A 12524-nucleotide genomic window follows, 5' to 3' on the forward strand; every position below is an offset into this window, starting at 1 on the left:
TTATTTGTGGTGAAGAATAAAGTACAATACGCAAACGTTTGCTTTATTAATTTATAAGGAATCCAAATGAATATTTTAATCATCGGTAACGGTGGCCGTGAACACGCTTTAGCTTGGAAAGTTCGCCAATCGCCTTTAGCAGAAAAAGTATTTGTCGCCCCAGGCAATGCAGGCACTGCAACAGAAAACGGTATTGAAAATATTGCCATTTCAGGCACAGATTTACCCGCATTAGTTACATTTGCTAAGAATAACAATGTAGGACTCACCATTGTTGGCCCTGAAGCTCCTTTAGTTGCTGGTGTAGTTGATGCATTCAGTGCTAACGGCTTAAAAATCTTTGGTCCGACTCAAGCAGCCGCCCAATTAGAAGGTTCAAAAGCATTCACAAAAGATTTCTTAGCTCGTCATAATATTCCAACTGCAGAATACCAAAACTTTACCGAAGTTGAACCCGCTCTTGCTTATTTAAAAGAAAAAGGCGCACCTATTGTTATTAAAGCAGATGGGCTGGCAGCAGGAAAAGGTGTGATTGTTGCAATGACATTACAAGAAGCGGAAGATGCAGTGCGTGATATGCTTTCTGGCAATGCTTTTGGCGATGCCGGTAGCCGTGTAGTGATTGAAGAATTTTTAGATGGTGAAGAAGCAAGCTTTATTGTAATGGTGGACGGCAAAAACGTTGAGCCAATGGCAACATCTCAAGATCACAAACGTGTTGGTGAAAATGATACTGGCTTGAACACAGGCGGAATGGGTGCTTACTCCCCTGCTCCTGTCGTTACACCTGAAATTCACGCTCGAGTGATGGAAGAAGTTATTTACCCAACAGTGCGTGGAATGGCTGCTGAAAATAACCCTTACACAGGGTTCTTATACGCAGGCTTAATGATTATGCCAAATGGACAGCCCAAAGTAATTGAATTTAACTGCCGCTTTGGCGATCCTGAAACTCAACCGATTATGATGCGTTTAGAGTCAGATTTAGTCGAATTATGCTTAAAAGCGTGCGAAGGTAAATTAGATACTATTCAGTCAAAATGGTGCGAACAAGCCGCATTAGGCATTGTGCTTGCAGCAGAAGGCTACCCTAGCGATTATCGTAAAAATGATGAAATCACGGGTATTCCTGCACAAACCGCTACTCAAAAAGTCTTCTTAGCCGGTGTTGAACAAAAAGATGGGAAACTAGTTACTAACGGCGGACGCGTACTTTGTGCAACTGCGCTTGGCAACAGTGTGTTTGAAGCTCAGCAACAGGCTTTAAAACTAGCAGAACAAATTCAATGGCAAGGCAAATTCTACCGCCGAGATATTGGCTACCGAGCTGTTGCAAGAGAGCAAGCTAACTAGTTTGAACATTACAAAAAGGCATACAAAGTGAGATTGTATGCCTTTATTTTATTTTTGATTTAAATAACATTATAAAATCTATTTAAGTTAGATCTTTTTATTTTATTCTTTAGGAAAATTTTATTATTCTATTACTAGAAAAATACAAAAAAATCACCTAAGGAATACAAATGTTATCAACCATTAGCCACTATTTTTACGATCCTAACATCAAAGAATATGCCAACCCCACGGCTTTTGAAAAAATTGAGAAAATTCTAAATTGCGAAAACCACTTGCAAAAAAATAATCAAATTCTACCGCTTGTAAAAGTGATTACTGAACAACAAGCGGTTGAAATTCCGCTTTTTTTTGCAAATCCCACTGTTGCTCAATGGCAAATCACGCTTGAAAATGGCAGTAATTTGCAAGGAGAGGTAACGTTAGAAGAGACTGTTTTACCACTTCCACAAAATTTACCTTTAGGCTACCACACACTTTCAATTAACACAGGTAACATCACAGAAAGTTGTGCATTGATTGTTACGCCCGAAAAAGCCTTTCAGCCCAAGTTAATCAAAGAGCAAAAAAAATTGTGGGGAGCCTTTCTACAACTTTATACCCTTCGCTCCAACCAAAACTGGGGAATTGGGGATTTTAGCGATTTAAAACAATTTTTAGCCAAAATTGTAAAACAAGGTGCAGATTTTGTTGGACTTAACCCAATTCACGCATTATTTCCTGCCGATCCTGAGGCAGCAAGCCCTTACAGCCCCTCTTCTCGTTTATGGCAAAATATCATTTATATTGATGTCAATGCAGTTGAGGCATTCCAACAATCGGAAAAAGCCCAACAATGGTTCCATTCGCCTAACATTCAACAGAAACTTACTGAACTAAGAGCCTTAGATTATGTGGATTATAGCCAAGTAACATCCTTAAAATTACAGGCTCTTTCCCTTGCATTTGAGCAATTTTCACTTAGTTCTCAATCTGAGTTTGAGGCTTTTATTCAAGAGTCTGGCGAATCTTTAAAAATTCAAACAACTTTTGATGCCTTACACCAATGGATTTCTGAACAATCCAGCGAAAAAGGCGGTTGGACGACTTGGGCGGAAGACTATCAAGATTACCATTCGCCAACAGTCATCGAATTTCAGCAAAAACAGGCTAAATTAATCCGATTTTATATGTGGCTGCAATTTCTCGCTCTTCAGCAACTGGAAGAGTGCAATCATTTTGCCAAATCGCTTGATATGCCAATTGGTTTTTATCGGGATTTAGCCGTGGGTGTTACCAATAATGGCGCAGAAACTTGGGCGGATAAAACCTTGTTTGTGCAAGATGCCTCTATTGGTGCACCGCCTGATATGCTTGGCCCGAACGGACAAAGCTGGGGGCTTTCGCCAATGCATCCGCACACGTTGCAGGCTCGTGGCTATCAACCCTTTATTGATTTATTACGAGCAAATATGAAACATTGCGGTGCGTTACGCATCGACCACATTCTTGGCTTTGCCCGTATGTGGTGGGTAGCAAATGGCGAATCAGCAAAAGATGGCATTTATGTGCGTTATCCCCTTGAAGATATGCTCTCCATTTTGGCACTCGAAAGCCAACGAAATAAATGCTTAATTATTGCAGAAGCTTTAGGTACGGTGCCGGAAGGGATTTTAGAATCGCTCGAACAAAAAGGGATTTTGGCTTACAACATTTTCTATTTTGAAAAAGAAGGCAACGGTTATAAACCTCTAGAGAACTACCCATATCAAGCGATGACAACGTTGAGTACGCACGATTTGCCAACCATTCAAGGTTATTGGAAAAACTATGATTTTGAACTTGGCGAAAAATATGATATTTACCCAAGTAAATCTGTCTTGAGGAGCTTAAAAGAAGAGCGTGCTTACGATAGATTAAATATTCGCACTGCTGTTGAGAACGTGATGGCATTAGAACCAAATGAAGTGGGCGTAACAATAAAATTCACCCATCAACTGCAACGCTATGTAGCACACACTAATAGTGCCTTATTCGGTACTCAACCTGAAGATTGGCTAAATATGTTAGAGCCAGTCAATATTCCAGGCACCAGCACGGAATATCCAAATTGGCGGAGAAAATTATCGGCAACTACTAAAGAGATTTTTGCCAATAAAGACATTCAGACACTACTTGATGACATTCATCAAATCCGTAAAACACTATAAAACACAAGCGGTTATTTTTCTGCAAAATGTTGCAAGAAAATAACCGCTTGTTGCTTATATTGAAATATTACTTAAGCAGGATTAAACGGGAAGAAAATCGGAATCAAAATAATCCCTAAAATCCAATATAATAAATTAAGTGGCAAACCTATTTTTAGAAAATCGGTAAATTTATAGCCTCCCGCAGCATAGACCATTGTGTTTGTTTGATAACCAACAGGTGTCATAAAACTTGTTGCAGCTGCAAACATTACGGCAATAATAAAGGGAGAGGCATCTACACCGAGCATTTTTGCTGTTGAAACAGCAATTGGTGTTAATAATACGGCAGTCCCCGCATTACTCATAAACTCAGTGAGTACCATCGTTAATAAATAAAGCACCGCAAGCACCACAACAGGCCCAAATTCGCCTGCTTTACCTAAGGTATTATCAACAATAAATTGTGCGGCACCACTATTTGCCATTGCCTCCCCTAGCGGTAATAAACCAGCTAAAACTAAAATAATCTTCCAATCAATAGCGTGGTAAGCTTCATCGGCTGTTAAACATCCAGCTAGGCACATCGCAACTGCCCCTAATAACGCACTTATTGCAATAGGGACAACACCAAAAGCCGCCGCTAAAACGACTAATGCCATCACACCTAGTGCAAATTTTCCTCGCCAGTTATCCTCTGGTTTCACTAAATCAGACGACAAAACAATGAAATCTTTATCTTTACGCAAGGTTTCCATATCTTCTTTTGGCAAGGTTAAAAGTAAAATATCGCCCATTTTAAACGCTGTGCCACGTAAACGCTCTCGAATAACTTTACTACGACGTTGAATACCTAATACTGTTGCATTTTTATTCCAGCGTTGTTGTAAAATCGGAATAGTTCCACCAATCCAACGAGATGTTGGCGAAATCATCATCTCTGAGACCATTAAATCATCATTAAGATTATCATCATCGCTTGCACGGCGACCATATACAACATAATGCAAACCATATTTTTCTCTCGCTTTGGTCAGATCTTCCGACTCACCACGCAATAATAAAATATCGTGTTTTTGCAATGCTTGATGACTTGGGGTAGAAAGTCGTTCGCCATCACGTAGTACACCGATGGTAAATAAATTAAATTCTTCATTTAAACCCGAATCAGTCGTACTTTTTCCAATTAACGGCGAATCTTTATTCACTTTTAATTCTGCTACGTATTTACCGAAACCCGCCTCTTGTTCCAGCTCTAAGTGCGATTCTGGTAATAGAAAACGGCTGGTTAATAATAAATATACAATACCAACTGCAAAGAAAATAATACCAAGAGATGCAAACTCAAACATTCCAAAACCAGAATGACCTTGTTTTTGAGCGATTGCATTAATTAGCAGATTGGTAGATGTTCCGATTAAGGTACAAACTCCCGCCATTTGTGAGGCAAAAGATAATGGAATTAATGCCTTAGACGGTGCCATATTAATATTTTGAGCGGCCGCAATAACTATCGGAATTAATACAGCAACTACAGCCGTATTATTTACAAACGGGGAAAGTACCGCATTTATGCCACACAACACCAAAATAAATAACCACGGGGATTTTACATTGCCTAGAATTCGCCCGATACTATCTAAGGCACCACTGTTTTGTAACCCTGCTGCTAATACAAACATTGCAGTTACTGCAATAGTAGCAGAGTTAGAAAAACCATCGAGAGCCGCACCAACATCGACTTGACCTAATACAACTAAAGAACATAAAACTAAAATAGCGATTGCATCCATTCGCATTTTTTCGGTTGCAAATAAAAATACCGCAATGCCCGTTACTGCAAGTGTTGCGATAATGTCCCAAGACATAAAAATACCCCATAAATAGTAATAATAACGTTCTGATAATAAATCAAGCGATTGTGTTTGTCTTTAAATATTACAAAAAGGGCTATAAGAAAATGTTCCTATAGCCCTGTATTATTCTTAATTACTTTTGCTTAACCACGATATTTTTGATGCTGTTTTACCGCTTTACGAATTTGGCGAATATTGGTGCGACGGCGATTTGCAGTCACATCTACCTTCGTTTCGGTTTCTTTTGGTAAGCCAACTAATTCTCGTAAGTAGTTTACTTGTTCAAGCCCCATTTCTTCCCAACCACCACGTGGTAAACCTTTGTCTAGCTTGATGTTGCCGTAACGAATACGAATTAATCGGCTAACTTCAACACCTTGAGATTCCCATAAACGGCGAACTTCACGATTACGCCCTTCGGTTAAGGTTACATCAAACCATTGGTTTAGTCCTGTACCACCTACGGTTTTAATCTGTTTAAAGTTTGCAGGGCCATCTTCTAACTGAACGCCTTTACGTAAGCGTTGTAACATTGCATCGTCAATATTACCAAACACTCGCACCGAATATTCACGCTCAACCTCACGGCTTGGGTGCATTAAACGGTTTGCTAATTCGCCGTCTGTTGTAAAGAGTAATAAACCTGAGGTGTTAATATCTAAACGTCCAACTGCAATCCAGCGAGCCCCTGTTAAACGAGGTAAGCGGTCAAATACGGTTGCTCGTCCTTCTGGGTCGGAACGTGTGCAAAGTTCGCCTTCTGGTTTGTAATACATCAGCACTCGACAAATCTCTTTTTGTGCTGGAAGTAAGTTTATTAAATGCCCGTCAATACGAATTTTAGTCGAAGAACTGACTTGTACACGGTCGCCTAATGTAGCGATTTTGCCGTCCACACTTACTCGTCCTGCTGCAATGATCTCTTCTAATTCACGGCGAGAGCCTCTCCCCGCACGAGCCAAGATTTTTTGTAGCTTTTCGCCCACTACTTTTGCTTTCTTCTCTTGATTTTCAGCGATACTAGCGGTCGGTTTTTCTACTTTTTTTACATTTTTTGCCACAAGCGGTTTAGACGTTGGTCTTTGTGGTTTTGTTGCTTTAGCATTGTTTGAGCCGAATTTACGCTCTGATTTTTCATCGGCTTTTTTAAAGCTCGGACGATTGGCTGTTCGTTCTGAACGAGAATGTTGGGTAGGTTTCTTTTGAAAAGTTGTCATAAAGTTCCTTTTGTCGCTTTCACAAGCGTCTGAATATATTCAAGTGGTGGGCTTTTACCCACCGTAAAAATGTTTAATTAAATGGTGTCGGGTCGCCGGAACCTTCACGGATAATCACTGGCGAATCCTCCGTTAAATCTACAACGGTAGTTGGTTGTTGCCCTAAATAGCCACCGTGAATAATTAAATCCACCCGATGCTCTAAATGCTCTCGAATTTCATCAGGATCAGATTCCGTAATTTCGGTATCTGGTAGCATTAGTGAGCAAGATAAAATCGGCTCGCCCAACGCTGAAATTAGAGCTAACGCAATCGCATTATCCGGCACACGTATCCCCACCGTTTTACGTTTTGTCATTAATCTACGAGGTAACTCTTTGGTTGCTGGCAGAATAAATGTGTATGGATTTGGCGTATTATTTTTAATTAAGCGATAAGATTGATTTGTTACCAACGCATAGGTCGAAAGCTCGGATAAATCGCTACACACCAACGTAAAATTGTGATTTTCAGGCAACTTACGAATTCCTACAATTCTATCCATTGCGTGCTTATCGCCCAATGCACAACCTAAAGCATAGCCAGAGTCAGTCGGGTAAACAATTACCCCGCCATTTTTAATAATCTCAACCGCTTGGTTAATCAAGCGTTGTTGTGGATTTTCAGGGTGAATATAAAAAAATTGCGTCATTTTATCCTCAAGCCTAGGCATTGCGTAAAAACTGTGCCGATTATACACCAATCTCGTCGAATAACTAATAAATATCTTAATAACCTCTTGACTTATTTTTAATGTACTAGTTTAATAGTACAAAATAAATAAACGGAATTTTGCTATGCCTAAATCATCTCAATTAACAATTACACAAACCGATCTACCCTATATTGCGGACACAACAACAATTTACCACGCATTATGTAGCGGACGTTCACACACGTTATTATTAGATTCGGCTGAAATTCAAAGTAAAAACAGTTTAAAAAGCCTGCTTTTCGCTCAATCGGCACTCCATATTTTTTGTGAGAAACAGAGCGTTACTTTCCAAGCTCTAACTGAAAATGGTAAAGCGGTTTTACCTTTTATTGAAACTGCATTAAATCAATTAAACCCTGCTCCAATTTGCAAAAAATCGGCAGAAAATGACCGCTTGCAGGCAGAGTTCCCAAACATCAATAATCATTTAGATGAAGATAGCAAGCTCAAGACCACCACTGTTTTTGATGGTTTACGCACAGTAAGCAACCTGTTTGCAAAAGCGGATTCGCCTATCTATTTGGGGGGCTTATTTAGTTACGATTTAGTGGCGAATTTCATTCCGATGGAAAATATCAGTTTGCAAGACGACGGCTTAGCTTGCCCAGACTACAGTTTCTATTTAGCCGAGCAGTTAATAACTATCGATCATCAAACCGAAAAAGCCTTTTTACAAACCTTCTGTTTTGATGCAAATGAGCAAGAAACATTAACCCAACAAGCGGTTAAATTTGCTGAAAATCTTGCAAATTTAGATGAAAATGCCCTTTCGCTTTCACTCTTAACGGCAAGTGATGAAGCTAGCGTGAATATTGAAGATGAAGATTTCAAGCAAATTATTCGTAAGCTCAAACATCACATTAATATCGGCGATGTATTCCAAATTGTGCCGTCTCGCCGTTTTAGCTTGCCTTGTCCGAATACACTGGCTAGTTATCGTCAGCTAAAAATCAACAACCCAAGCCCTTATATGTTCTTTATGCAGGGGGAAAATTTCACTCTGTTTGGGGCATCGCCTGAAAGTGCGTTGAAATATTCACAAACAAATCGCCAATTAGAGATTTACCCGATTGCAGGTTCTCGCCCACGTGGTTTTGATGAATTTGGTAATATCGATCCTGAACTTGATTCTCGCCTTGAATTAGAGTTGCGTTTAGATCAAAAAGAGCTGGCGGAACATTTGATGTTGGTAGATCTCGCCCGTAATGATGTGGCTCGAGTAAGTGAGTCCGGCACTCGCCGTGTGGTAGATTTAATGCAGATTGACCGCTATTCGCAAATTATGCACCTTGTTTCTCGAGTGATCGGTACACTTCGTAATGATCTTGATGCCCTGCACGCTTACCAAGCCTGTATGAATATGGGAACATTGACAGGAGCTCCAAAAATCAAAGCGATGCAACTGATTTACCAAGTTGAACAACAAAAACGTCATAGCTACGGCGGTGCGGTGGGTTATTTAACTTCCGACGGCAATTTAGATACCTGTATCGTGATTCGTTCTGCTTTCGTACAAAACGGTATTGCTTATGTGCAAGCCGGTTGTGGCGAGGTGTTAGATTCAGATCCGCAATTAGAAGCCGATGAAACTCGCCATAAAGCACGTGCAGTGCTTAAAGCAATCGGACAAGTAAATGCCTCTGCAAGCGTAAAATAAGGACATAGTATGGCTAATATTCTTTTTATTGATAATTTTGACTCTTTTACTTACAACTTAGTCGATCAGTTTCGTGAATTAGGGCATAAGGTAACCATTTTCCGCAATGATTATCCGCTAGAGGATTTTTTAGAAAAAGCGGTAAATACCCCTGATTGTTTGGTCGCCCTTTCCCCAGGCCCAGGTAATCCTGCCGAGGCGGGCAATCTGTTAGAGGTCATTCGCCGTTTAAAAGATAAAGTCCCGATGATTGGTATCTGCTTAGGACACCAAGCTTTAATTGAAGCCTTTGGCGGTAAAGTGGTGCATACCGGCACGGTGCTACACGGTAAAGTGTCTCGAATTGAGCACGATAATCAAGCAATGTTTGCTGGCATTAACAACCCGATGCCCGTTGCTCGCTACCACTCTTTAATGGGCGATGATTTACCAGAAGAATTTATCGTGAATGCGAAATATGAGCATATTGTAATGGCAATTCGCCATAAAACTTTACCGATTTGTGGCTTTCAATTCCACCCTGAATCTATTTTAACGGTAGAAGGTACTAAATTATTAAAACAATCGGTGGAATGGTTGTTAGGAGAAAAAAATGATTAGCGTATATGGTTTAAAGCAAACATTAGCCGACCGCCGAGTAAAGATTGCCGAGGTTATTTTTGAATGTTTAGAAATGAGCTTAGGGGTGCCAAAACAACGCCACGCTTTACGCTTTGAATTGTTAGAGTCAGAAAATTTCTATCCACCAATTAACCGTAGCCAAGATTTTATTGTGATTGAAATTAACCTTATGCTAGGGCGTAGCGAACAGATAAAAAAACGTCTAATCAAAGGGTTATTTAGTGCCTTAAGTTCAAAAGTTGGAATTGCCCCTATTGATGTTGAAATTACCATTAAAGAACAACCAGAACATTGTTGGGGGTTTCGTGGTATGACAGGCAATGAAGCAACTGACTTGGAATACCAAGTACATCGCTAGAAATACAAGGGAATATAATATGCAAACTCTTTTAGATAAATTATTTACCAATCAAGCCTTATCCCAAGCTGAATCTAAAGCATTTTTTAGCGAAGTGGTAAAAGGCAATCTTTCAAACGAGCAATTAGCCGCCGCCTTAATTGCCCTAAAATTACGTGGCGAAACCGTCGAAGAAATTGCAGGGGCAGCTAATGCAGCCCTTGAAAATGCTAATCCATTTCCAACACCAGACTACCCTTTTGCTGATATTGTCGGCACAGGGGGAGATGGACATAATACGATTAATATCTCTACCACCAGTGCTATTGTTGCCGCAACTATGGGCTATCCAATTGCAAAACACGGTAACCGTAGCGTATCAAGTAAAACCGGCTCAAGTGATGTCTTAACACATTTAAGCATAAATGTGGGCGTAACACCTGAAACCGCTCGTCTTGCTCTTGATGAAGCAGGTATTTGCTTTTTATTCGCCCCAACCTATCACGGTGGTTTTAAATATGCTGCCCCTGTTCGCCAAGCGTTAAAAACTCGTACAATTTTCAATATTCTCGGGCCTTTGGTAAACCCAGCTCACGCTAAGCGTCAATTATTAGGGGTCTATTCGCCTGAGTTAGTCAGTGTTTATGCCGAAACTGTCAAAACCTTAGGCTGTGAACATTCTATTGTGGTACACGGTACCGGCTTGGATGAAGTAGCCATTCACGGTGAAACACAAGTCGCAGAAATTAAAAACGGCACTATTACATATTACACTCTAACCCCTGAAGATTTCGGCATTCCAACCTATAGTATCGAAGATTTAAAAGGTGGAGAACCTGCAGAAAATGCAGAAAAAGTAACCGCTATTTTACAAGGCAAAGGAGAAGTCGCTCATATTGATGCGGTGGCAGTAAATGTAGCGTTGTTGATGAAGGTTTTCGGAGAAAACGATTTAAAAGCTAACGTGTTAAAAGTAAAAGAAGTGCTTGCTTCTGGCAAAGCATTCAGCACATTACAGAAACTGGCGAGTTATCAATAAGTGAAAAGAAGTATTTACGACACACCGATTTTCTTTGAGCGTTACCAGCAGCTTCGCCAAAATCCGATTAGTATGAATGAGGTGGTCGAAAAACCAACAATGTTCTCACTACTGCCTGATTTAACGGGGAAAACCGTATTAGATCTTGGCTGTGGCACAGGCGTGCATTTAGCTCATTATTTGGCACTCGGGGCAAAAAAAGTAGTCGGTTTGGATTTATCTGAATTGATGCTTAAACAAGCGGAAAACACGCTTTCTACGCAATGGCAAAAAGGCGAGCATTTTTCGCTTTATTGCCTGCCAATGGAGCGATTAAGTGAAATTGCAGAAAGTAATTTTGATGTTGTTACCAGCTCATTTGCTTTTCACTATATTGAAGATTTCGCTACTTTACTTGCAAATATATCCGCTAAAATGACCGCTTGCGGTACGCTTATTTTCTCGCAAGAACACCCGATTGTAACTTGCTATAAAGAAGGCTACCGTTGGGAAAAAAATGAGGAAAAACAACAAGTCGCTTATCGCTTAAATTATTATCGAGATGAAGGCGAGCGTGATAGAAGTTGGTTCCAACAACCTTTTAAAACCTATCATCGTACAATGGCAACCATCTTTAATCAGCTAATTCAAGCCGCTTTTAAAATTTGCCAAGTTGAAGAGCCAATGTTAGCAACACGGCCTGAGTGGCATAATGAATTTAAAGATTTGCAACATCGCCCGCCACTACTTTTTGTTAAGGCTAAAAAGCAAAAATAAAGTTAGAAATGGCTATTTTGCAAGCAATTAAACATCATTTATAAAAAATAATTTGCACTATGGGAATGAAAACACTATCATTCAAAGCACCAGTACGGAGCGGTAGTTCAGCTGGTTAGAATACCTGCCTGTCACGCAGGGGGTCGCGGGTTCGAGTCCCGTCCGTTCCGCCACTAAATTTAAGCCTCTGAGAAATCAGAGGCTTTTTACTATTTGGAGTAACCACCTTACCCTTCTCGACACTCTAACCAAGGCAGGTTGTTTTTATAATAAACCGAACTACGCTCTCTAGCTTTTAAATCCACATAGCTCCCCTCAATAAGATAGTAAGATCGATAAAGCACTTCAAAACGAGTTGCTGCCATATTTAACGCTTTATTTTCAAGATGATCAAAAGGTTGAGCCTTACCACCATTTAACTGAAAATAGAAGCCAAAATTATCTTTTAAACGACTTTCTTTCCAAAGCGGAAAATAAGTTGCTAAATAAGAAGCCTCTCCCGTTGCAAAATTATGGCAGTAATAACTATATCTTTTATAGTTCAATCTATTATTTAATTCTGCTTGGCTAATATTGTCTTTTAAATAACCGACCTGTGTAGGCTTTGCTATTTTTGTCGATTGTGAATTACAAGCGGTTAAGCCGAGCACAAACATACCTAATAGCATCAATTTTAATCTATTCATATAAATTCCGAAAAATCCCCTCAAATAAATGACTAGTGTTATGATAACTAAAATCTTAGAGTGTGCAAGCGGTCATATTT

At 39.9% G+C, this 12524-nt stretch carries 11 protein-coding genes and 1 tRNA gene; 8 read left to right on the forward strand and 4 right to left on the reverse strand.

Features of this window, described 5'->3' with window-relative positions; translation table 11 throughout:
• Positions 1-66: 66 nt before the first annotated feature.
• Both purD and malQ read left to right on the forward strand, forming a co-directional pair.
• Entirely contained in the window at positions 67-1353 is a 1287-nt protein-coding gene (gene purD / locus PTQ27_RS08825; RefSeq protein WP_273748210.1) for a phosphoribosylamine--glycine ligase, read from the forward strand.
• 170 nt (positions 1354-1523) lie between these two features.
• Positions 1524-3542, forward strand: coding sequence for a 4-alpha-glucanotransferase (gene malQ / locus PTQ27_RS08830; RefSeq protein ID WP_273748211.1), 2019 nt, complete (start codon positions 1524-1526; stop codon positions 3540-3542).
• A gap of 71 nt (positions 3543-3613) precedes the next feature.
• Here the strand turns inward: malQ and PTQ27_RS08835 are convergent, their stop codons facing one another.
• From PTQ27_RS08835 to PTQ27_RS08845, 3 genes are all read right to left on the reverse strand, one after another.
• On the reverse strand, positions 3614-5389 hold the full coding sequence (locus tag PTQ27_RS08835; protein WP_273748212.1) for an SLC13 family permease: 1776 nt from the start codon (positions 5387-5389) through the stop codon (positions 3614-3616).
• A gap of 131 nt (positions 5390-5520) precedes the next feature.
• Entirely contained in the window at positions 5521-6594 is a 1074-nt protein-coding gene (rluB, locus tag PTQ27_RS08840; RefSeq protein ID WP_273748213.1) for a 23S rRNA pseudouridine(2605) synthase RluB, read from the reverse strand.
• A 73-nt stretch (positions 6595-6667) separates the two neighbouring features.
• A complete protein-coding gene (locus PTQ27_RS08845) occupies positions 6668-7285 on the reverse strand; it encodes an L-threonylcarbamoyladenylate synthase (RefSeq protein ID WP_273748214.1) in 618 nt (205 codons plus the stop codon).
• Positions 7286-7430: 145 nt separating this feature from the next.
• On the opposite strand from PTQ27_RS08845, the gene trpE reads away from it, so the two are divergent.
• The 6 genes from trpE to PTQ27_RS08875 all read left to right on the forward strand — a co-directional run bounded on the left by trpE (position 7431) and on the right by PTQ27_RS08875 (position 11931).
• Positions 7431-9005: an anthranilate synthase component I gene (gene trpE, locus PTQ27_RS08850; protein ID WP_273748215.1), complete on the forward strand. Its 1575-nt coding sequence runs from the start codon at positions 7431-7433 to the stop codon at positions 9003-9005.
• Positions 9006-9014: 9 nt separating this feature from the next.
• Positions 9015-9605, forward strand: a complete 591-nt coding sequence (locus tag PTQ27_RS08855; RefSeq protein ID WP_273748216.1) for an aminodeoxychorismate/anthranilate synthase component II — start codon at positions 9015-9017, stop codon at positions 9603-9605.
• Complete coding sequence (locus PTQ27_RS08860; protein ID WP_273748217.1) at positions 9598-9984, forward strand: tautomerase family protein; 387 nt, start codon at positions 9598-9600, stop codon at positions 9982-9984. Before PTQ27_RS08855 ends, PTQ27_RS08860 begins: the two co-directional genes overlap by 8 nt.
• Before the next feature lie 19 nt (positions 9985-10003).
• Positions 10004-11002 carry an anthranilate phosphoribosyltransferase gene (trpD, locus tag PTQ27_RS08865; RefSeq protein WP_273748218.1) on the forward strand — a complete coding sequence of 333 codons (999 nt, stop codon included), beginning with the start codon at positions 10004-10006 and terminating at the stop codon, positions 11000-11002.
• A complete protein-coding gene (locus PTQ27_RS08870; RefSeq protein ID WP_273748219.1) occupies positions 11003-11758 on the forward strand; it encodes a class I SAM-dependent DNA methyltransferase in 756 nt (251 codons plus the stop codon).
• A gap of 96 nt (positions 11759-11854) precedes the next feature.
• Positions 11855-11931 (forward strand) — tRNA-Asp (locus PTQ27_RS08875).
• A gap of 54 nt (positions 11932-11985) precedes the next feature.
• On the opposite strand, the gene PTQ27_RS08880 is transcribed toward PTQ27_RS08875, so the two are convergent.
• Positions 11986-12444 (reverse strand): hypothetical protein, encoded by a 459-nt coding sequence (locus tag PTQ27_RS08880; protein WP_273748220.1) that lies wholly within the window; start codon positions 12442-12444, stop codon positions 11986-11988.
• Positions 12445-12524 lie beyond the last annotated feature (80 nt).

The organism is Mannheimia cairinae, assembly GCF_028649535.1.
GTDB lineage: Bacteria > Pseudomonadota > Gammaproteobacteria > Enterobacterales > Pasteurellaceae > Mannheimia > Mannheimia cairinae.

Bases quoted from the DNA above. Each gene is read 5' to 3' on its own strand.
- rluB (WP_273748213.1), bottom strand. From the start codon at position 6,594: ATGACAACTTTTCAAAAGAAACCTACCCAACATTCTCGTTCAGAACGA.
- malQ (WP_273748211.1), top strand. From the start codon at position 1,524: ATGTTATCAACCATTAGCCACTATTTTTACGATCCTAACATCAAAGAA.
- PTQ27_RS08880 (WP_273748220.1), bottom strand. From the start codon at position 12,444: ATGAATAGATTAAAATTGATGCTATTAGGTATGTTTGTGCTCGGCTTA.
- trpD (WP_273748218.1), top strand. From the start codon at position 10,004: ATGCAAACTCTTTTAGATAAATTATTTACCAATCAAGCCTTATCCCAA.
- PTQ27_RS08835 (WP_273748212.1), bottom strand. From the start codon at position 5,389: ATGTCTTGGGACATTATCGCAACACTTGCAGTAACGGGCATTGCGGTA.
- trpE (WP_273748215.1), top strand. From the start codon at position 7,431: ATGCCTAAATCATCTCAATTAACAATTACACAAACCGATCTACCCTAT.
- purD (WP_273748210.1), top strand. From the start codon at position 67: ATGAATATTTTAATCATCGGTAACGGTGGCCGTGAACACGCTTTAGCT.
- PTQ27_RS08860 (WP_273748217.1), top strand. From the start codon at position 9,598: ATGATTAGCGTATATGGTTTAAAGCAAACATTAGCCGACCGCCGAGTA.
- PTQ27_RS08845 (WP_273748214.1), bottom strand. From the start codon at position 7,285: ATGACGCAATTTTTTTATATTCACCCTGAAAATCCACAACAACGCTTG.
- PTQ27_RS08855 (WP_273748216.1), top strand. From the start codon at position 9,015: ATGGCTAATATTCTTTTTATTGATAATTTTGACTCTTTTACTTACAAC.